This is a genomic window from Streptomyces sp. NPDC037242 (assembly GCF_055604165.1).
The window spans coordinates 380,994-401,784 of sequence record NZ_JBVJUY010000002.1 but is presented as its reverse complement, the minus strand read 5'-3'; the positions used below and the strand labels follow the sequence as shown (position 1 = coordinate 401,784).

15 protein-coding genes are annotated in these 20,791 nt (G+C 73.3%); 5 read left to right on the top strand and 10 right to left on the bottom strand.

All coding sequences use genetic code 11. The features are described 5' to 3' along the window. The first annotated feature begins 60 nt into the window (after positions 1-60). Complete coding sequence (locus tag ACZ7GJ_RS04655; RefSeq protein WP_470749369.1) at positions 61-450, top strand: DUF6325 family protein; 390 nt, start codon at positions 61-63, stop codon at positions 448-450. Continuing rightward, positions 450-866, top strand: a complete 417-nt coding sequence (locus ACZ7GJ_RS04650; RefSeq protein ID WP_470749367.1) for an SHOCT domain-containing protein — start codon at positions 450-452, stop codon at positions 864-866. Before ACZ7GJ_RS04655 ends, ACZ7GJ_RS04650 begins: the two co-directional genes overlap by 1 nt. A gap of 106 nt (positions 867-972) precedes the next feature. Here ACZ7GJ_RS04650 and ACZ7GJ_RS04645 read toward each other — a convergent pair whose 3' ends face one another. Then, on the bottom strand, positions 973-7,158 hold the full coding sequence (locus tag ACZ7GJ_RS04645) for a DNRLRE domain-containing protein (RefSeq protein WP_470749366.1): 6,186 nt from the start codon (positions 7,156-7,158) through the stop codon (positions 973-975). 311 nt (positions 7,159-7,469) lie between these two features. Between ACZ7GJ_RS04645 and ACZ7GJ_RS04640 the strand changes: the two genes are divergently transcribed. Then, positions 7,470-8,684 carry a C40 family peptidase gene (locus ACZ7GJ_RS04640; protein ID WP_470749364.1) on the top strand — a complete coding sequence of 405 codons (1,215 nt, stop codon included), beginning with the start codon at positions 7,470-7,472 and terminating at the stop codon, positions 8,682-8,684. Here the strand turns inward: ACZ7GJ_RS04640 and ACZ7GJ_RS04635 are convergent. From ACZ7GJ_RS04635 to ACZ7GJ_RS04615, 5 genes are read right to left on the bottom strand one after another with little or no spacing between them, the layout of a single operon-like run. After that, positions 8,585-9,895 (bottom strand): styrene monooxygenase/indole monooxygenase family protein, encoded by a 1,311-nt coding sequence (locus ACZ7GJ_RS04635; protein WP_470749362.1) that lies wholly within the window; start codon positions 9,893-9,895, stop codon positions 8,585-8,587. The genes ACZ7GJ_RS04640 and ACZ7GJ_RS04635 overlap by 100 nt on opposite strands. 27 nt (positions 9,896-9,922) lie before the next feature. Beyond that, positions 9,923-10,555 (bottom strand): GTP-binding protein, encoded by a 633-nt coding sequence (locus tag ACZ7GJ_RS04630; RefSeq protein ID WP_470749360.1) that lies wholly within the window; start codon positions 10,553-10,555, stop codon positions 9,923-9,925. Further along, the gene (locus ACZ7GJ_RS04625) at positions 10,536-10,931 is read right to left on the bottom strand and encodes a DUF742 domain-containing protein (protein WP_470749358.1); all 396 of its coding nucleotides are present in this window, start codon (positions 10,929-10,931) and stop codon (positions 10,536-10,538) included. The genes ACZ7GJ_RS04630 and ACZ7GJ_RS04625 overlap by 20 nt, the downstream gene beginning before the upstream one ends. Beyond that, positions 10,928-11,410 carry a roadblock/LC7 domain-containing protein gene (locus ACZ7GJ_RS04620; protein ID WP_470749356.1) on the bottom strand — a complete coding sequence of 161 codons (483 nt, stop codon included), beginning with the start codon at positions 11,408-11,410 and terminating at the stop codon, positions 10,928-10,930. The genes ACZ7GJ_RS04625 and ACZ7GJ_RS04620 overlap by 4 nt, the downstream gene beginning before the upstream one ends. Next, complete coding sequence (locus tag ACZ7GJ_RS04615; RefSeq protein ID WP_470749354.1) at positions 11,407-14,220, bottom strand: sensor histidine kinase; 2,814 nt, start codon at positions 14,218-14,220, stop codon at positions 11,407-11,409. Before ACZ7GJ_RS04615 ends, ACZ7GJ_RS04620 begins: the two co-directional genes overlap by 4 nt. Positions 14,221-14,623: 403 nt before the next feature. Between ACZ7GJ_RS04615 and ACZ7GJ_RS04610 the strand changes: the two genes are divergently transcribed. Further along, entirely contained in the window at positions 14,624-15,397 is a 774-nt protein-coding gene (locus ACZ7GJ_RS04610) for a protein phosphatase 2C domain-containing protein (RefSeq protein WP_470749352.1), read from the top strand. Positions 15,398-15,422: 25 nt separating this feature from the next. Here ACZ7GJ_RS04610 and ACZ7GJ_RS04605 read toward each other — a convergent pair whose 3' ends face one another. Further along, a complete protein-coding gene (locus ACZ7GJ_RS04605) occupies positions 15,423-15,863 on the bottom strand; it encodes a MarR family winged helix-turn-helix transcriptional regulator (protein ID WP_365926506.1) in 441 nt (146 codons plus the stop codon). A gap of 132 nt (positions 15,864-15,995) precedes the next feature. Further along, positions 15,996-18,392 (bottom strand): endopeptidase La, encoded by a 2,397-nt coding sequence (gene lon / locus ACZ7GJ_RS04600; RefSeq protein WP_470749350.1) that lies wholly within the window; start codon positions 18,390-18,392, stop codon positions 15,996-15,998. A gap of 170 nt (positions 18,393-18,562) precedes the next feature. Between lon and ACZ7GJ_RS04595 the strand changes: the two genes are divergently transcribed. Continuing rightward, on the top strand, positions 18,563-18,946 hold the full coding sequence (locus tag ACZ7GJ_RS04595) for a VOC family protein (RefSeq protein ID WP_470749348.1): 384 nt from the start codon (positions 18,563-18,565) through the stop codon (positions 18,944-18,946). A 73-nt stretch (positions 18,947-19,019) separates the two neighbouring features. On the opposite strand, the gene ACZ7GJ_RS04590 is transcribed toward ACZ7GJ_RS04595, so the two are convergent. Continuing rightward, positions 19,020-19,793, bottom strand: coding sequence for a DUF4097 family beta strand repeat-containing protein (locus ACZ7GJ_RS04590; protein ID WP_470749346.1), 774 nt, complete (start codon positions 19,791-19,793; stop codon positions 19,020-19,022). 88 nt (positions 19,794-19,881) lie between these two features. Further along, positions 19,882-20,769 carry a sulfurtransferase gene (locus ACZ7GJ_RS04585; RefSeq protein WP_470749344.1) on the bottom strand — a complete coding sequence of 296 codons (888 nt, stop codon included), beginning with the start codon at positions 20,767-20,769 and terminating at the stop codon, positions 19,882-19,884. Positions 20,770-20,791 lie beyond the last annotated feature (22 nt).

Sequence of the window (20,791 nt, the reverse complement as noted above, 5' to 3'; positions counted from 1 at the left end):
TGTGCCGAAGAGTCGTCAGAACCGGTCGGATGTGAAGTAGGGAATCGGGAGTCTCGCCCCATGGGACCTGTGGAGTTCATCGTCCTGGCCTTTCCGGAGGAGCAGCTGCGGGTGCCGGCGGTCGAGGCGGTGATGGGATTGCGCAAGACCGGGGTCGTACGGCTCATCGACGGGCTCGTGGCGACGAAGACCGCCTCGGGGGAGGTGCTGGCGGCGGAGTTCGACGAGTTCATCGAGCTCCAGGGCCTGCTGACGGGCCGTGACGTCGCCCGGCTGATCGGGCCCGAGGACGTACGGGAGGCAGCCGAGCTGCTGGACCGGGGGAACTGCGCGCTGCTGCTGGTGGTCGAACACGTGTGGGCCGAGGACGCGGCCGTCGCCGTACGGGCGGCGGGCGGGCGGATCGTGGGCTCGGTCCGCATCCCGGCGGAGCGGGTGGGGGTGGCCTGATGTTCATCCGGCCGGTCGGGGTCACGGTCCGGGCGGCGAACCGCCCGGGGGGCCACCCGCTGCTCCAGGGCCTGCTGTCCCGCGCGGCGGGACCCCCGCCGCGGGGCCTGCTGGGCCGGGCGGTGAGGGCCGCGCAGGACTCGGGCGCGGCGGACTGGGAGCCGGAACCGGAGCCGGACCAGGAACCGGACCAGGAACCGGACCAGGAACCGGACCGGGAACCGGAACGCGAGCAGGAGCCCGAACACGAGCCGTGGCCGCCGGGCCGCCGCTTCCCGCAGGAACCGCCGCCGGCCGCCGCCGCTCCCCCGGCGGGCCTGGTCTCGGAGCTCACCCGGCTCGCGGACCTGGCCCGCGAGGGCCTGCTCACCCCGGAGGAGTTCACCGCGGCCAAGGCCCGGCTGCTGCGCGGATGACGCGAAGCCCGGGCCCCTTCCCCGGAGGAAGGACGGCCCGGGCTCCACTACGACACCGGTGCCACGGCGCTGAAGCCGAAGGGGTTCAACGCCGTGTCATCGGTGCTCAGAACTTGTTGCGCACCACGCTCCTGAGGTTCTTGCCCAGCTTGTCCCAGTAGCCCTTGGCCTGGCTCTCGCTGCAGCTGCGGCCGCAGATGGCCGCGGCTCCGCCCAGGTAGCCCCGGACCTCCAGCTTCATGCGGCCCTTCGACTTGTAGATGTCGAAGCCGATCCAGCCGCCCGGCCAGTCCGGGTGCCCGAACCGCGCGCCCAGCTGGAGGTAGCTCTTGCCGATGCTGTTCACGTTCACCGGGAAGTACATCGAGATGCCGTGGATCACCGGCCGGAGCGTGAAGTCCTGGCCCTCGTGCGTGATCTTGTTCGGGCGGCCCGGGATCGGGAAGACCGCCTTGAAGTGGTTCTTCCAGTACTTGAACACCGACTTGTCGGACGCGCCGGTCTTGCCCAGGTCGTAGTACCGGTAGTAGCTGGCCTGGCCGCTGATGTCACTGCAGCCGACGGGGTCGCCGCTGCAGTAGCCGTACGCGTTGGAGCCGCCCGCGTACTTCGGGTCGGACTGCAGGAACCGGCCGGTGGCCGGCTCGTAGACGCGGGAACCGGTGAGCGCCAGGCCGCTGAGCGTCTCGCTCGAAACCTGCGCGGAGCCCTTCCAGCCGTAGCGGGCGGCGCCGGTGTCGTCGAGCGGCACGCCGTACTCGTCGTAGCGCTGGACGACCGAAGCCGCCGGGTCGGTCAGGTCGAGCCGCACGGATACGTCACCGCGCAGGTTCGCGAACTGCAGGACCACACCGCCCGTCTGGGCCGTGGTGGCACCCAGCCCGCCGGCGAGGTCGTTGACGAAACGGGTGATGCTGCCGTCGGCCTCCGTGAGCCAGTCCGGGCTGCTCGACTCGTCACCGTAGTGCTGCGTCGTCTTACCCGTCGTGCTCCAGGTGCCGTCGGTGCCCTGCGCCTGGGTGGTGGCGACGGCGGTGCGGCCGGCGGCGTCCAGGTCCCAGATCCGGCGCTGCGTGCCCACCGTCTCGGAGCGCAGCACGTCACCCGCGAAGTACTCCAGCTGCACGCCGCCGTTGGCCGTGGTGCGGCCGAGGGCGTCGTACGTGCGGCCCGTCAGCCGGTCCGCGCTGTCGTACGTGTAGGCCTGCGTCCCGGTGACCGCGTCGGCGGTGCCCGGGTCGCAGTCGTCGGTCGCCTGCGACTTCGAGGTGCGGTTGCCGTTGGCGTCGAACGCGTAGCCGCGCACGGTGCAGCCGGCGGTGGCGGAGTCCGTGACCTGGGTCAGGCGCCCGGTGGTGTCGTAGCGGAATCCGCTGGCGACCGTGGCGCCGTCGGTCTGGGTGTGGCCGGACTGGCGCCCGGTGATGTGGTACTCGGCGACGTCGGCCAGCGCGATCACACCGGCGGAGTCGGTGTACTGGCGCGAGGTCACCCGGCCCGTGGTGTCGGCGCCGAGCTTGAGCTGGTAGCCGCCGGGCAGGCTCTGCGAGACGAGCCGGCCCTCGACGTCGTACGCGGCGGTGAACGTGCCCGCGACGGAGTCGGTCAGGGTGCCCAGGTCACCCGCGGCGTTGTAGCCGAAGGTGGTGGAGGCGGAGGTGGAGTCCGAGGACTTCACCGGCCGGTCCAGGTTGTCGTACTCGCTACGGGTCGTGTTGCCGGACCCGTCCGTGTAGGAGATGAGACGGCCGAGGGCGTCGTGGGCGTAGCTCACGGTCTGCCCGTTGGACGTCTGGGACTTGGTCTTGCCGGTCTCCGAGTCGTAGGTGAACACGGTGTCCGACACCGCGGTGCCCGGGCCGCCGCTCGCGGAGGACTTGGCACGGCGACCGGCGTCGTCGTAGGTGATGGTGCTGGTGACGGTGGTGCCGTTGGCCGTCTTGGCCGTGACGGCCACCCCGCCCCAGCGGTTGTACTGGTACGTGGTCGTGGCCAGCTCGGCGGGGTTGGAGCCGCCCCCGGTCACCGCCGCGGCGGGGTTCGTCCTGCAGAGCAGGCCGGCCCACTCCGGGCGGGCGGCGCAGTCGCCGCTGCCCGTCGCCGTGTAGTAGGTGTACAGGAGCGTGCCCGCGTCACTGCCGTTGGAGGCGGCGACGCTGGTGGTGGCCAGGCGGCCGTCCGCCCGGTAGGTGGAGCGGGTGTTGGCCAGCTGCGCGCCCTGGCCGTCCTTGGTGGTGAGCTCCTCGCCGGTGGCCCAGTTGTACGTGGTGACCGTGGTGCGGCCGTCCGCGTCCTGGGGGTACCCGTCGATCGCCGCGCCGGTCACGCTGGAGGTGACCTGGCCGGACACCTCGGCGCCGGCGGGCCGGCCCTCGTCGTACTTGTTCGCGGTGTGGCGGCGTACGGGGACCAGGGCTCCTGCGGGCAGGGCCGGGTTGGCGCCCGAGGCGGCCACGTCGCCGATGAGGACGGCCTGGTGGAGCGGGCCGTAGCTGTCGAGGAGGCGCTGGCCGTCCTGCGAGTAGACGCTCGTCTCGGCCAGGCGCTCGGCGCGCTCGGCCGTGGACAGCGCGCTCAGGCCGAGCTCGGAGAGCGTGGCCGCGGCGGTCGGGGCGGTACCCAGGGCCAGCTCGCGGTTGGCGGCGCTCAGCGAGGCGACCGGGTTGGCGAAGGCGTCGTACTCGGTGGTGGTCAGACCGCCGCCGGGGGTGGAGGTGTTGGTCTCCCGCCCGTTGGCGTCGACGTACGTCAGGCTCGCGCGGGCGTAGGCGGTGGCCGTGAGGTCACCGCCCGTCGAGGAGGCAGGTACGGCGTCGGCCGGGAAGACCGCCGTCGCGTCGGCCGGGACCTCGTTCTGGGCCCAGGTGGCCACCGCGGCGGCGTCCATCTGGAACGGGGCCTTGGCCCCGGTCAGCGGCACGTCGTAGACGACGGTGCTGGCGGCCTCGCCCGAGACGGTGGTCGCCGAGCCCTGTGCGAGGGTCGGGCGGGTCACCTTCAGGAGCATGCCCTCACCGGCGGTGAGGGAGGAGCCGGCCTTGCCGTAGTGGAAGTTCCACGCCAGCTCGTTGCCGGGCTGCATCCAGTAGACCCGGTTGCCGGCGTCGTAGGAGTACTGGACCTGGGTGGCCTGCGAGTAGTGGGGGTTCCACTGCTGGCGCAGCCGGCCGCTCTTGTCGTAGCGGTAGACCGACAGGGCCTCGGAGCGGGCGGTGCCCGCGCCGGGGTCGGTGGCCCAGAGCTTGATCTCCTGGACCTGTCCGGCGAAGTCGCCGAACTCGGCCGCCGTGGACCAGCCCGTCGCGGTGGTGGCCGTCGCGTAGACGAACTCCACCACGCGGCAGCCCCGGGTGGAGGGGGTGGTCTGGCAGGTGGCCGCGGTGACGCCCTCGGTGGGCGAGATCAGGTACTTCGGACGCGCGACCGTTTCGGTGCCCGCGACCACGGTCTCCGAGACCTGCGTGACCGTGGAGTCGTCCACGGCAGCCGCGGAGGTGGCCAGGGTCCAGGTGGTGGCTCCGGCGGCGGCCTTGGTGAAGACGTTGACCGTGGCGTCGCCGGTGTCGCGGAGGGTGAAGGAGCCCGAGGTGAGGGATCCGGTCAGGGTGAGCGTGCCGGCCCCGGTCTCGGCGGCCCAGCCGCCGCCCGCCGTGGCGGTGAACGCGGTGGAGGAACCGTCAGCGTCGAGGATCTCCACGGAGGTCGCGGAGGTCTTGCGGAGCTGGGTGTAGCCGCTGCCCGAGGTCTGCGCGACGACCGAGGAGACCCAGCCGGGACCGTAGATCTGCGCCTGGCCCTCGGAGTCGGACGGGTTGGCCCGGGAGGAGGCGGTACGGGCGACGGACACCTCGAACGCGGAGACGTCCTTGGCGCTCAGGCGGTAGTCACCGGTGAGCAGGTTGAGCGAACCGGGGCCGACCGAGGTGGTCGGGGCCTCGCCGGCGTTGCGGTCGACGGTGACCGTCGCCTCCGGGGAGGAGTCCGAGAGCGTGCCGTCGGTGAAGACCGCCCGCACGTCGACGGGGCCGTCGTTGCTCAGGGTGTCGGTGACGTTCCAGTACAGGGAGGCGGGCTTGCCGCCGGTGACGGCGACGGGCCAGCCGGTGATGGCGGTGCCGTCGGAGCTGCGCCGGACGTTGGGCGCCGGCACGTCCTTCCAGGTGTCCGTCTCGCCGTGACGGTACTGGTAGCGCACGCCCGTGTAGGTGGTCTTGCCCTCGGACAGCAGGGTGACGCGGCGCGCGGGCCGGTCGCCCTCGGCGGGAGCGGTCAGCGCCGCGCCCTTGCCGGCCGAGAAGGCGTGCGTGACGTCGGCGGAGGTGTTGCCGGCCGCGTCGCGGGTGTGCGCCGTGACGGTGTGCGGGCCGGACTTGAAGGTGAGCGTCTTCGAGACGGCCGCGCCGGTCGTCGCCACGGTCACCCAGGCGCCGGAGTCCAGCCGGTACTGGATGTCCTTCACATCGCTCGCGGGCGGGGTGAAGGTGAAGGAGCCGGAGAAGTCGCCGTTCGCGTCCGCGGTGCCGGACCACTGGCCGGCCGGGAAGGCCGTCGAGGAGATCGCGGTGCCCGCGGGCTTGGCCGTGTCGACGGTGAAGGTCTGCCAGGCGGACCAGGTGCCGTTCCAGGTCGTGCCGTCGTAGACGGCCGCGCGCCACTTGTAGCTGCCCGGCGCGAGTGCCGTGGCGGGGGTCCACGGCGCGGCGACGCCGGAGGCCGCGAAGGCGGACTTGCCGGCCTGCAGGGCGGTGGTGCCCGTCGGCGTCCAGATCTCGTAGCTGAGCTGGACGCTGTTGCCGTCGGCGTCGGTCGCCTTGGCGGTCAGCGTCGGGGTGGTGTCGGCCGTGGCCGCTCCGGACAGCGGCGAGACGGGGGTGGCCGGCCCGGGCTTGGTGTTGTAGTTGACCGTCAGCGAGGGCTCGTAGGCCGCGTTGTGCGATCCGTCGGTCTGGTTCGCCGAGTGGTAGCGGCGCCAGGTGAGGGCGTCGCTCTCGTTCACGGCCGCGATGCGGACACCGTGGTTCGGCTGGCCGTCGGCCCAGGCCTGCACGATCGCGTCGACGTCCCAGGAGACGTGGCCGGCGGGGCACGCGGAGCTGTAGCCCTTGGCGGCTGTGGAGGTCACCGCTCCGGCGGTCGTCGTCGCGGGCTGGTTGGACCAGGTGATCGCGGACGGGTCCCAGGCGGCTGTGATCCGGCTCACCTGGTTGCCCGAGTTGGCCGTCGAGCAGGTGGAGGAGTAGTACGAGTACAGGCGCAGGTCCGTGTCGAGGATCTGCTTGCCCTTGTACTTGTCGACGTTGAACTGGAGGAACGAGCGGGCCTTCTCGGCGCCGTTGTACGTACCGGCCTTCAGCTCGGTCGAGCCGCGCTGGGAGGTCAGGTAGTCGTCGTACTGGATCCAGGTGTCGGTGACCGGGCCCATCAGCGAGTCGGTCGGGTCGATCGTCACCGGGTAGGTGAGCTTGGGGTCGTTCAGGAACTCCAGGCTCGGCTTGAGGACCAGGACCTGGCCCTTGCCGCCCTTGGCCTCCTCGACCTCCACCTCGACCGGGGCTATGTGCTCGGCGTCGCCGGAGGCGCGGTCGTAGGAGGAGTCCCACATGACCGGCGCGGGCGCGGTCGCCTTGGCCTTGTCGGCCGAGTCGTTCCAGCGCAGCCGCTTGTCGGCCGTCTCGGCGAGCTTCAGGCCGCTCGCCTCGACCGGTATCCGGTACTCCACGGGCGTCTTGGGCGCCTCGTGGAGGACGACGGAGTGAGAGAAACCTTCCTTCAGAGCGGTGACGACGAGGTCGCCACCGCCCGCGACGGCGTTCTTGTACGTGGCCGTCGAGCCCTTCAGCTGCGGCGCGGGCAGCTTGTCCTGCCAGCCGATCCCCAGGGTCTGGCCGGCACGGCCCACCTTGACGAGGGGCTCGCCCGAACCGCCGTCCGAGAGCGCCACATCGGCCGCGGCCGCCTTCGGGCGCACGACGTCGCCGGCGTCGACGAGGCTGGTGTCGATCGGCTGCCAGCGGCCCTGGGCGTCCTTGACGCGGATGGGGCCGGTGTACGTCCGCACCGAGGTGCTGCCGTTCGGCTCCGCGAAGGAGGTCGTCGAGTCGGTGCGCTCGTCCAGGATTTCGATGGGGCGCTTCTGCAGGCGCGCGAGGAGCTGCGCGGTGGCCGCGTCCTTGGCCTCGGCCGGGCCGGTCGAAGGCCCGGCGGCCGGCTTGGGGGCCGGCGGGGCGGCAGTGGCCGCCTGCGCGATGAGCACGGTGTTGGCGGCCAGGACCAGGGCCGCTGCGGCGGCCACCGTTCTGATCCGCCGGGACGAGCTTCCCGCTGCGGAGCGGGGATGATCCGCGTCCGGCGGGGATATGGAAGATCTGTTCAACGAACACGCTTTCTCATGGGCAGGAAAAACGGAGGCGATCCTCGCACTTCAAGATCGGAGCCGCAAACAGCCCGGCTCCCGATGCGGAACGCACCGTTCCGGAATGCCGGATGGACCTGTCGGGGCGGCTGCGGGCCGCCACGCGAGTGACCTCTCCGGGACTGGCCGACCCGGGTGGGCGATTTGTCATACCGGGCGTGGCAGCATCGGCTGCTCCTGGAGGTGATCACGTGTCAGCTCGGCTGCTCCGCGCCGCCTGCGTCGCCGCGGCCCTCGTCGCGACCGCGACCGCGCCCGCGACCGCGCCGCCCGCCCGCGCCGAACCCGCCGCCCCCGCCGAACCCGTCGGCGTGCTGCTCACCCGGCTGCAAGGGCTCTACCAGAAGGCCGAACAGGCCACCGAGGCCTACAACTCCGCCGAAGTCGCGCTCACCGCCCGGCAGGGCGAGGAGCAGCGCCTCAGCGTCGAGCTCGACAGGGTCCGGGGCGCCCTCGGGGCCGAACAGGCCGCCGCCGGGCGCCTGGCGCGGGAGCAGTACCGGGGGGCCCGCGGATTCTCCCCGTACGCCCGGATGTTGTTCTCCGGAGACCCGCAGAGCGCCCTCGACCAGCGCCGGCTCGCCGCCCGCGAGGGGGCCCGGCGGGCCGGCGTACTGGCCCGGCTCACGCGGGGCGAGCGGCAGGCCGACTCGCTCGCCACCGCGGCCCGCAAGGCCCTGGACTCCGAGCAGCAGCTCGCGAAGGAGAAGAAGCGGCACCAGGCCGAGGTCGCGCTCCAGCTCAAGGAGGTGGAGAAGGTCCTGGCCTCGCTCACCCCCGAGCAGCTCACCCAGCTCGGCACCCGCGAGGCCGAGAACACCGCCGCCGCGCAGCGGGCGTTGGTCGGCTCCGGCAGGCTCGGCCCCGCCGCGACCCGTACACCCACCGCGGCCGGCGGGGCGGCCCTGACCTACGCGACCGCGCAGATCGGCAAACCGTACGTCTGGGGCGCCGAGGGGCCGGGGTCCTTCGACTGCTCGGGGCTGACCTCGCAGGCCTGGGCGCACGCCGGCCGCGCGATCCCCCGTACCAGCCAGGAGCAGTGGGCACAGCTGCCCAAGGTGCCGCTCGACCGGCTGCGGCCCGGGGACCTGGTGGTGTACTTCCCCACCGCCACGCACGTGGCCCTGTACATCGGAGACGGGAAGGTGATCCAGGCCCCGCGGCCCGGCGCCACCGTGAAGGTCTCGCCGATCGCCGCGAATCCGCTGCTCGGGGCGGTCCGACCGGACCCGGACGGCACTCCCCTGGCCGCCTTCGCCCCGCCGCCGCTGCCCGAGGCGGCCGCGGCGGGGGACGACACCGGCTACTCCGCGGAGTCCGGACCGGATTCCGGGTCGACGACGGCGGAGGCGGCGGAGGCCGGGTCCGAGGCGGAGGCGGCCGACGCGACCTCCGCCAGGTAGTCCGCCGCGTCCTCGGGGTCGTAGAAGTACGCGTCGAAGTCGGCCGGGTTGTCGAAGCCGTTGGCGAATCGATTCGCCACCGGCTGGAGCTGCCCGGCCGCCCCGATCAGGTTCAGCACGTGCTCCGGCGGGACGCCCAGCATCGCGTTCGTCCACTGGGTCACCGGCTTGCCGGTGGTGAACCAGAACTTGTCGAAGGTCGCCTTCATCCACGCCTCGTCGAACGGCTTGTCACCGTGCATGAGGATCGAGGAGAGGTACGAGGCCGCGCACTTGGAGGCGGAGTTCGAGCCCTGCCCGGTGATCGGGTCGTTCGCCACGACCACGTCCGCGACGCCCAGCACCAGGCCGCCGCCGGGGAGCCGGCCGATCGGGTTGCGCACGACGGGCGCGTAGCGGCCGGCGAGCGTGGCGCCCGCGTCCGTCAGCTCCACGTTCTTCGCCCGCGCGTACTCCCACGGCGTGAACTTCTCCATCAGCTCCAGCGTCAGAGCCAGGTGCTCCGCCGGGTCCCGCACCCCGTTGAACACGTCCAGCGGTCCGCCCGGCAGGCCCTCCCAGAACAGGATGTCCGCCCGGCCCGAGGTGGTCAGCGTCGGCATGGTGAACAGCTCGCCCACGCCCGGCACCAGGTTGCAGCGCACGGCCTCGGTGTCCGGGTGCTCGGGGCGCGGCCCGAGCCCGTGCACGTAGCTGACCGCCAGTGCCCGCTGCGGGGCGTCGTACGGGGAGCGCGCGGCGTCCCGCCCGAACATCTGCACCAGCTCGCCCTTGCCGGCGGCGACCAGCACGAGGTCGTACGTACGGGAGAAGTAGTCCAGGTCGGCGACGGACGCGCCGTGGATGACCAACTGCCCGCCGCGCTGGGCGAAGGTGTCCAGCCAGCCCGCCATCTTCACGCGCTGGTCGACGGACTGCGCGTAGCCCTTCAGCCGGCCGAGCCAGTCGACGGCGCGGCCGGAGTCGGGGGCGGCGACCGAGACGCCCAGGCCCTGGATCCTCGGTGCCTGCTGCTCCCAGAAGTTCAGCTGGAGGTCCCGCTCGTGCTGGAGCGCGGTGTCGAACATGCATTGCGTGGACATGACCCGGCCGGTGCGGATCTCGTCCGCCGTCCGGTTGGACATGAGGGTGACCTCGTACCCCTTGGACTGGAGTCCGAGGGCGAGCTGGAGACCGGACTGACCGGCGCCGACGACGAGTATCCTGCGCATTTCACGTTCTCGATTCGGTTGTACGGGCTATTCGGGCGTCGCGTCGAGGGCGTGGCCCACCAGGGTCAGCAGGGACTCGACGACCGTGGCCCGGCGCCGTGCGTCCATGATCACGACGGGCACGTGGGGCGGGATGGTCAGCGCCTCGCGCACGTCCTCGGGCTCGTACGCGCGGGTGCCCTCGAAGTGGTTGACGGCGACGGCGTACGGCAGCCCGCAGCTCTCGAAGTAGTCGAGGGCGGGGAAGCAGTCGCGCAGCCTGCGCGTGTCGGCCAGCACGATCCCGCCGATGGCTCCGCGGACGAGGTCGTCCCACATGAACCAGAAACGTTCCTGCCCCGGCGTCCCGTACACGTACAGCACGAGGTCGTCGTCGAGCGTGACGCGCCCGAAGTCCATCGCGACGGTGGTGGTGTGCTTGTCCGGGGTCGCGGACAGGTCGTCGGTGGGGACGCTGGCCTGGGTCATCACCGCCTCGGTGCGCAGCGGGGTGATCTCGGAGACGGAGGAGACGAAGGTGGTCTTGCCGACGCCGAACCCGCCCGCGACCAGCACCTTGACGGCTACGGGCGCGCGCGAGCGGTCGTACTGCCAGGGCTGTGCGGGATCGTCGGCGGTCCCCGCGTCCCGGCCGGCGGAGTCAGAGACGGCGAAGACCACCGAGCACCCTTTCGAGCAGTGCGCGTTCGGGGCGGCCGGTGCCGTGCCCGGTCCCGGTCCCGTAGACGCGCAGCCTTCCCTGGTCGGCCAGGTCGCTGACCAGGACGCGGACCACCCCGAGCGGCAGCTTCAGCAGCGCGGCGATCTCGGCGATCGTGCGCATGCGGCGGCAGACCTCGACGATGGCGGGCATCTCGGGCATGCGGTCGGGCTTCTGCGGCTGGGACGCCTTGGTGTCCAGGGCGGCGACGAAGGTCTCCACCAGCAGGACGTGCGCGACGCGGGTCCGGCCGCCCGTGAGGGAGTACGGGCGGACGCGGGCGGGGCGGCGGTCGGCGCCGCGTATCGGCAGCCGGTCGGAGGCCGGACTCCTCACGCTGTTCTCTCCATCGACTGGCGCAGCTCACTGCGGACTTCGGGGGTCAGGACGTGGCCGGCGCGGCCGACGAACAGGGCCATGTGGTAGGCGACGACGCTCATGTCGCAGTCGGGGGCGGCGTGCACGCCGAGGAGCGAGCCGTCGCTGATGGCCATGACGAACACGGAACCGTGCTCCATGGCCACCATGGTCTGCTTCACCGCGCCGCCGTCCATGAGGGCGGCTGCGCCGGTGGTGAGGCTGCCGAGGCCGGAGACGATGGTGGCCAGGTCGGCGGAGGCGCCGCGTGGGCCCTTGGGGCGCGCGGCGGGTGGCTGGTCCGGCTCCGCCACGGGGTCGGAGGAGAGCAGCAGCAGCCCGTCCGAGGACACGACGGCCACGGAGTCGACGCCGGGCACCTCCTCGACCAGGTCGGTCAGCAGCCACTGAAGGTTGCGGGCCTGGCTGCTCAGTCCGTACGTACTGGGCGCGGTCATGTGCGTGCCTCCTGTGCGGTGTCCCCCCGGTCGGTCTGCCTTTGGTCCTGCCCTTGGTCCTGCCCTTGGTCCTGCCCCTGATTCCGGTCCTGGCTCCGGTCCTGCGCGATCTCCGCGGCGGCGACGCGCCGTCCGTCCTGGGCGCCCCGGTAGAACCCGCCGAGCCGGCGGCGCAGTTCGTCGGCGTCCACCCGGTGCGGCTGCGGCCGTACGTCGTCCCCGCGCCCGGCGGCCACGACCCGCGGGGTCCGCTTGGGCAGGCCCTTGTCGGTGACGGGCTCGGCGTGCGCATCGGCATCGGCCACGGTCTCGGCCACGGGGTGGCTGCCCCGGCGGGGCAGCCAGTCGTCGTCGGCGGCGGGGGCGTGGCCGTGCGGCTCGGGCGCCGGGTCGGGTACGACCCGCGCGAGCAGTTCCTCGCCCGGGTCCCCCTGGGCCGGAACGGTGAACACCTGCTCGGCGGGCGGCAACTGCCCGTCCTCGGCGGCGAACCGCGCGGGCGCGGGCACGGGCTGCGGTTCGGGGTCCGACTCGGCGGCCGGTTCCGGCTCGGGTGCGAGCTCGGGCTCGGGCTCGGGTGCGAGCTCGGGCTCGGGGTCGGCGAGGAACTCCGTCTGCGGCTCGGGCTCGGCGATCGGTTCGGGCTCGGCGATGGGCTCCGGCCCGGCGGTCGGCTCGGGATCCGTGAGGTCCCGCAGTCGTCCCTGGAGGGTGTTCTGGTTCGCCTCGGCGATCACGCCCGGCAGGTGCAGGGCCTGCGCCCCCGGAGCCGCCAGGGTGTGCACCGGCGAGACCGGCAGCGTGTCCGGCAGCAGCGCCGCCGGGACGACCACCAGGGCCTCGGTCCCGCCGTACTGCGCCGCGCGGAGCTCCGCCGTCACCCCGTGCCGCGCCGCGAGCCGCCCGGCCACGTACAGGCCGAGGCCCAGGCCGTGTTCCGACTCGGGCTCCTCGTCGTAGGCCTCCGGCGTGGCGAGCCGGGAGTTCAGCGACTCCAGCCGGTCCCCGGTGACCCCGATGCCCGCGTCCAGGACGGACAGCACCACGTCACCGGAGTCCAGCAGCCGGCCGGACACCTTCACCTTGGCGTCCGGCGGCGAGAAGGTGGTCGCGTTCTCTAGCAGTTCCGCCAGCACGTGCGAGATGTCGTCGGCCGCGTGGCCGGCCACCTGCGTGTACGAGGGCAGCGCGGCCAGGTCGACCCGCTCGTAGCGCTCGATCTCGCTGACCGCCGCCCGCATGACGTCCACCAGCGGCACCGCGGCGGCCTGTCCGTGGCCGTGCTCCTGACCGGCCAGGACCAGCAGGTTCTCGTTGTGGCGGCGCATCACGGTCGCCAGGTGGTCCAGCTTGAACAGGGTCGCCAGCCGGTCCGGGTCCTGCTCCTTGGACTCCAGCTCCTCGATGACGGCGAGCTGGCGCTCCACCAGGCCGAGCGTGCGCAGCGAGAGGGAGACCGAGGTCGTCGACATGATGCGGCGGTGCTCCTCCAGCCCCGCCCGCAGCTGCGCGAGCTCGTCCTCCAGCACCTCGCGGCCCGAAGCCAGCGCCTCGTTGCGGCCGATGATCCGGCGGCGGTCCGCGTCCAGCCCGGCGATCCGGGTGTGCAGGGAGACCGTCTGGTCGCGTACCGCGTTGAGGTGGCGGACGACCTCGGCGAACTCGTCGTTGCGGCCCGTGAACCGCACCGGTTCCACCGAGCCCTCGGGGGTCGCCAGCCGGGCCGCGCCGCGCCGGAGCACCGACAGCGGGCGGGTCAGGGAGCGGGCGACCGCCGTGGAGACGGCGACGGTGACCAGGAACAGCAGGCCGATGAAGGCGACGAGCACCTCCAGCGAGGTGACGTCGTCGTCCCGCAGCGCGGCCAGCGCGGTGGCCCGCTGGCCGGCGAGGGTGGATTCCACCGAGCGCATCCGGTCGATGCGGGCGGTGAGCGCGGAGCCGACGGCGGGCCCGTCGAGCCTGCGGTCGGCGGGCGCGAGGGTCGGCCGGTCGGTGAGGCGTCTGAGGTAGTCGTCGGCCGTCTTGACCTCGGGTCCGGTGACGGTCGCGGCGAGGGTCTGGCGTACGTCGGGGCGCGCGGCCCGGGCGAAGTCGTCCAGGGCGGCCTGTTCCCGTACGCGGGCACGCTGGGCGGCGGTGGTGAGTTCGTCCACCACGGCCGAGTTGGGGAGCTGCTCGCCGCGGGGGACGGCCAACGCGGCGAGCAGCAGTCCACGGGTGGCCGCGGCCTGTTCCACGGCCTGGCCCAGGGGGGCCAGCGGCCGGGTGGTGGCGAGGGCGGCCTCGGCGCGCGGAGGGGTGAGCTCGGCGAGCCGGTTTCCGGGGGCGAGGAGTTCGGCGATGACGCCGGCGTAGGCCTGATGGGCGGCGAGGGCGGTGCCCTTGCCGTCGACGGCCTCGGTCCGTACGGCCCGGACCCGGCCGATGGCGCGGGCGAGCTCCTCGTCGGCGTCCGCCTGGACCTCGGCGAGCTGCCGGTCGGTGCGGGCGAAGCGCTCTTGGACGGGGCCCTTGGCGGCGGCGCCGGGGCGGCCCTTGGCCACGTACTCGATGACGGCGTCGCGCTCGTCGCCGAGGAGGTGGGAGAGGGTGAGGGTCTGCCGGGTCTGCTCGGCGAGCGTGACCAGGCGCTGGGAGTCGTTCAGGTCCGCCGACGCGGAGACGGCGGCGGGGGCGCCGGCCGCGAGGACGGTGAGTCCGGCCACGGCGACGCCGATGACCAGGCGGCTGCGCACGCGGACGCGGCGTCCTGCGGGGGCCGGCCCGTCGGGGGCGGTGCCGTTCTGCCGAGACCGCTTCTTCTGCACCGGTGCTCGCAATCCTGTACGTGTTGCTCGTGCTGCTCGTCTACTCGTGTGGCCGAGGTAACGGCCGGTCAACAAGTAAACGCTCCTTGCCCCCTCGTACCGCCACAGACCATCGCAGTGTGTTGGGGAGAGAGCCGCCCATCGCCCACCCGGCCACTCGAAGGAGTGAACATCACGGATGAGTTGGCAACCAACTCGGAGATCGGGTGTCAGGGCGCGGCCGTGGACAGGCGGTTGAAAGATCGATGCGGCTTTTGGCAGTATGCCCGCCCACATCTCCGGGCGGCGCCTCCTGTGCCACACCCGGCTCCGCACGCCTCATGGGCCCCAACTGCCCCGGCATTGGTACGGACTTTTGGCGGGCCGAGCCGCACCGCGGGGCCCCGCCGGGCAGAATGTCCGTATGCGCATTGACCTGGCCTCGGTCCCCGGCAGCCCGGAACGCCCCAATGAGGACTGGGTGTCGGCCGCGATCCCCGCGTCGGGCGGCGGCGTGCTCGTCACCCTGGACGGGGTCACCCCGCCGCGCGGCGAGGTCGGCTGCGCGCACGGGGTGCCCTGGTTCGCGACCCGGCTCGGCGGCCGATTGACCGAACTGTCCGGATCGCGGCGGGACATGCCGCTGAGCCGGATCCTTGCGGAGTCCATCACCGCCACCGCCGGGGCCCACCGCGACACCTGTGACCTTTCTCACGTACGCACCCCGCAGGCGACGGTGGTCGTCGTGCGCTGGGACGAGGACTGGGTCGAGCACCTGGTGCTCTCGGACTCCGTACTCCTGCTCCAGGCGCCCGGCGGTGAGGTGACGGCCGTCCTCGACGACCGGCTGGACCGGATCCCGCGCGAGGCGCTGCGTTCGGCGGAGCGGGCGGACGCGCTGCGCAACGCCGAGGGCGGTTTCTTCACCGCGGCCGCCGACCCGTCGGTGGCCGCGCGGGCGGTCACCGGGCGCACCCCGCGGTCGCAGGTCCGGGCGGTGGCCGCGCTCACGGACGGGGCCAGCCGGTGGACGGACACCTTCGGGGAGGGCGGCTGGGCCGAGTGCCTGGCGGTGCTGCGCAAGGAGGGGGCGCAGGAACTGATCGGCCGGGTCCGGGCCCTGGAGTCGGACCCGGGCCGCCCGGTCGCGCGCGGCAAGCGGCACGACGACGCCTCGGCGGTGTACGCGGAGCTCTGAGGACGCGGCCCGGGCCGGCTCCCTGCTACTCGACGCCCGCGTTCAACTGGTTCAGCAGCCGGGCCAGTTCCGCGACCTCGCCCCGGTCCCAGTCGGCGAGCTTGCGCATGTACTGCTCGCGCCGGGCGTCCCGTACCCGCAAGAAGCGCTCGCGGCCCTCGTCCGTGAGCCCGACGAGGAAGGCCCGGCCGTCCGCCGGGTCCGGCTCGCGGGCCACCAGGCCCAGCACCTCCAGGGCGCGCAGCTGGCGGCTCATGGTGGCCTTGCCGACCCCGAAGTACGCGGCGAGTTCGGTGGCCCGCTGGCGGCCCGCGGCCTCCAGACGCGTCAGGAGCCCGTACGCGGCCGGCTCCAGCTCGGGGTGCAGGGCACGGGCCATCTCGCCGGAGGAGGCCCGGGCGCGCCGGAGGAAGACGGACAGCTCCCGCTCCAGGGCAAGGAACTCCTGGTCTTCGCTCCCGTGCACGTCCTGCTCCTTCGGTGGGGTGCGGCGCTCCGCCGCGTCGGCCCCCAGTATTTCGCAACGGGCGCGCCCGAGGCCCGGGACCCCGCCGGAGCGGGTTCCCGGGCCCGGGTCGTCCAGGGGGTGTCTGACGGATCAGGCGGCCGTGGTGAAGGAGACCTCCTGCCGGGCGAGCGCGAGCTCCAGGACCTGGCGCACGTCCGTCACCGGGTGCACCTCCAGCCCCTCCAGCACCTCGGCCGGGACATCGTCCAGGTCGGCCTCGTTCCGCTTCGGGATGATGACGGTGGTCAGCCCGGCCCGGTGCGCGGCGAGCAGCTTCTGCTTGACGCCGCCGATCGGCAGGACGCGCCCGGTCAGCGACACCTCACCGGTCATGGCCACGTCCGTGCGGACCTGACGCCCGGACAGCAGCGAGGCCAGCGCCGTCGTCATGGTGATGCCCGCGCTCGGGCCGTCCTTGGGCACCGCGCCCGCCGGGAAGTGGATGTGCACGCCCCGGTCCTTCAGGTCGGCCACCGGGAGCTCCAGCTCCGCGCCGTGCGAGCGCAGGAAGCTCAGCGCGATCTGCGCCGACTCCTTCATGACGTCGCCGAGCTGTCCGGTCAGCGTGAGCCCGGCCGCGCCCGTCTCGGGGTCGGACAGCGAGGCCTCGACGAAGAGCACGTCGCCGCCCGCGCCGGTCACCGCGAGGCCGGTGGCCACGCCGGGCACGGCGGTGCGCCGCTCGGCCGGGTCCTGCGCGGACTCCGGCACGTGGTGCGGCCGGCCGATCAGCGCCCGCAGGTCGCCCGCGCCGATGCTCAGCGGCAGCTCCCGCTCGCCCAGCTCGTGCTGCGAGGCGACTTTGCGCAGCAGCCGCGCGATGGACCGCTCCAGGGTGCGCACGCCCGCCTCGCGGGTGTACTCGCCCGCCAGCTTCCTGAGCGCCTCCTCCTCCAGGACGACTTCCTCCACGCCCAGCCCGGCGCGCTCCAGTTGGCGCGGCAGCAGGTGGTCGCGGGCGATGACGACCTTCTCGTCCTCGGTGTAGCCGTCGAGCCGGACCAGCTCCATGCGGTCGGCGAGCGCCTCCGGGATGGCTTCCAGCACGTTGGCGGTGGCCAGGAAGACCACGTCGCTCAGGTCGAGCTCGACCTCCAGGTAGTGGTCGCGGAAGGTGTGGTTCTGCGCCGGGTCCAGGACCTCCAGCAGGGCCGCGGCCGGGTCTCCCCGGAAGTCGGACCCCACCTTGTCGATCTCGTCGAGCAGCACCACGGGGTTCATCGAGCCGGCTTCCTTGATGGCCCGTACGATCCGGCCCGGCAGGGCGCCGACGTAGGTGCGGCGGTGGCCGCGGACCTCGGCCTCGTCCCGTACGCCGCCCAGGGCGACGCGGACGAACTTGCGGCCCATCGCGTGCGCCACGGACTCCCCGAGGGAGGTCTTGCCCACCCCGGGCGGGCCGACGAGGGCCAGCACGGCCCCGCCGCGGCGGCCGCCGACCACGCCCATCCCGCGCTCGCTGCGTCGCTTGCGGACGGCGAGGTACTCGGTGATCCGGTCCTTCACGTCGCTCAGCCCGGCGTGCTCGGCGTCGAGCACGGCGCGGGCGCCGCGGATGTCGTACTCGTCCTCGGTCCGCTCGTTCCAGGGCAGTTCGAGCACGGTGTCCAGCCAGGTGCGGATCCAGGACCCCTCGGGCGACTGGTCGCTGGCGCGCTCCAGCTTCTCGACCTCCTTGAGCGCGGCCTCCCGTACCTTCTCTGGCAGGTCGGCCGCTTCGACGCGGGCCCGGTAGTCGTCGGACTCCTCGCCGTCCTTCTCGCCGTTCAGCTCGCGCAGTTCCTTGCGGACGGCCTCCAGCTGCCGCTTGAGCAGGAACTCGCGCTGCTGCTTGTCGACGCCGTCCTGTACGTCCTTGGCGATGGACTCGGCGACGTCCTGCTCCGCGAGGTGGTCGCTGAGCGCCTTGACCGCCAGCTTGAGCCGGGCGACCGGGTCGGCGGTCTCCAGCAGCTCGACCTTCTGGGCCACGCTCAGGAACGGCGAGTACCCGGAGTTGTCGGCCAGGGCCGACACCCCCTCGATCTGCTGGACCCGGTCCACGACCTGCCAGGCGCCGCGCTTCTTGAGCCAGCTGGTGGCGAGCGCCTTGTACTCCTTGACGAGCTCGGTGACGGCCCCCGGTAGCGGGTCCGGCACGGTCTCCTCGACGGTCTCGCCCTCGACCCAGAGCGCGGCCCCCGGCCCGGTGGTCCCGGCGCCGATACGGACCCGCCCGCGGCCTCGGATCAGCGCGCCGGGATCCCCGTCGGAGAGCCGCCCCACCTGCTCGACGGTCCCCAGCACCCCGGTGCCCGCGTACTTCCCGTCGACCCGCGGCACGAGCAGCACCCGGGGCTTCCCGCTCCCGACGGCGGCCTGGGCCGCCTCGACGGCCCCGCGCACTTCGGCGTCGGACAGGTCCAGCGGAACGACCATCCCAGGCAGCACGACCTCGTCGTCAAGCGGCAGCACGGGCAGAGTGAGCGTTACGGACGTCGAAGCCATGATCTTCCCTCCGGCAGTGAAGTTGAGCTATGCCGACTCAATGCATGTGCGCCCCGGGATGTTCCCCAACCCCCGTTCGCCCGGGGCGAACACCACCTCCGGGCGGTCCAGGGCCGGTGGCTGCCTAAGTCGCTGGACATGGGCCGCGGGGCTCGCCGATAGTGCGCCGCATGGCTTCTCTTGTACGACACCTCACTTTTGACTGCTCCGACGCCTACAGCCTGGGGCAGTTCTGGGCCGGCGCCCTGGACGGCTCGCTCGATGACGAGGACTTCCCCGGGGACCCCGAGGCGCTGGTCACGGCGCCCGGCTCGGCTCTGCTGTTCGTCACGGTGCCCGACGGCAAGACCGTGAAGAACCGGGTGCACATGGACCTTCAGCCCGTGGACCGGACCCGCGACGAGGAGGTCGAGCGCATCCTCGCCCTGGGCGCCACCGTCGTCGGCGACCACCGCAAGGCGGACGGTTCCGGCTGGGTCACCATGGCCGACCCCGAGGGCAACGAGTTCTGCGTCGAGCGGAGCGCCGCCGAGCGCGCGGGAACCGCCGACTAGGGGGTGTCTGGCGGGTGTCCGTGGGGAGGGAGCGGCGTCCGGTGCGTCGCCACGGACATCCGCCAGACACCCCCTAGTCCGCCGCCGAGATGTGGACGTCGCCCGAGGTGGTCTTCGCCGAGAGGCGGGAGGCGGCCGAGGGCGTCGTCGGGAGCGTGACCTCGCGGTCGCCGGAGGTGGTGGAGACCGCGATCTCGTACGGGGCCGCCGGGACCTTCAGCGTGACGTCGCCCGAAGAGGCCTCCGCGGTCACCGACTTCGGGGCCGCCGCGAAGTCCAGGCGGGCGTCTCCCGAGTCGGAGCGCACGTCCGCGCTCGGGCCGGACAGGCCGGCGGCGGCGATCCGGCCCGAGGAGGTACGGACCTTCAGCGGGCCGGCGATGCCGTCGGCCTTCACGTCGCCGGAGTCCGAGGACAGATCGGCCGCCGCCACACCCGTCACCGTGATGTGGCCGCTGCTGCTGTCGAGCCGGACCGCGGCTGAGGCCGGGACCTCCAGGCGGTAGTCGATGTAGCAGCCGGCGGTGCCCGTACAGCCGTTGGTGAAGGTCAGCACGCCGTCGGCCACCCGCTGCCCCGGCGTGGGCACGGTGTCGCCGCGGTAGTGGACGGTACGGCGGATGGTGACACCCGGGCCGGTGCCGGGCCGGACCTCGATGGAGCCGGCGCGGGCACCGGTGACCTCGACCGCCGTGACGGCCTCGCCGACGGTGGCGTCGGCCGTGGCGGTCCTCTTCGGGCCGTCGTCCGTGAACCAGCAGCCGGCCAGCAGGAGTCCGGCCCCGAGGGCGGCGATCGCCGTACGGGCGGGGCGGGATGACGCGGCGTGAGCGGGGCGAGTGGGCATGCCCCGATCCTGGCCGCGGCGCCGCCCCCGGCCCATGGGGGCGGTACCCGGGTACGCAGTGGGGTTACCCCCCGTTACCGCCGGCGGGTCAACCCCCCGTCACCACCGGCCGGTCGGACGGCATGCCCCACTCGCTCCAGGAGCCGTCGTACACCGCCAGCCCGCCGTACCCGGCGAGGGTCGCGCCGAGGGCGAGGACGCACGCCGTCACGCCCGAACCGCAGCTGAACAGCAGCCGGTCGCGGTCGCCGACCCCGCCGACCAGCGGTTCGAACGCCGCGCGCAGTTCCGCGGGCGACAGCATCAGGCCGCCGTCGCGCTGGAGCTCCCCGAAGGGGAGGTTGGCCGCGCCGGGCATGTGGCCGCCGCGCAGGCCCGGCCGCGGCTCGGGCGCGGTGCCGGCGAAGCGCTCCCGGGTACGGGCGTCCAGTACGGCCGCGGCCGGGTCAACGAGGGCTGCCGCGACGGCGACGGCGTCCACCAGCAGACCGTCGCGCGGGCGGGGGGTGAAGGAGCCGCGCGGTCCCTCGTACGCCGGTCCGCGGGCCTCCACCTCCCGCCCGGCGGCGCGCCACGCGGGCAGTCCGCCGTCGAGGACCGCGACCCGGTCGAAGCCCATGGCGCGCAGCATCCACCAGGCGCGGGCGCTGGAGTAGACGCCGGCGCCGTCGTAGACGACCACCGTGTCGGTGTCGTCGACGCCGAGGTCCCGCATCGCCTCGGCGAACTCGGCGGCGCCGGGCATGGCGTGCGGCGCGGGGGCGTCGTGGGCGGACAGGGCGCCGTCCAGGTCGAAGGGCCGCGCGCCCGGGATGCGGTGGTCCGCGCCGCGGTGGGCGCCGACGGAGGCGTCGAGGACGACCAGGCCGGGGGCCCCGAGCCGCCCCGCCAGCCAGTCGCCCCCGACCAGCGGCCCGGGCAGCGGCCCGGGCAGCGCGGCCTCGCGGAACACGGCGTTCTCGTACGGGAGCGGCATGGACACCTCCATCAGAACCAGT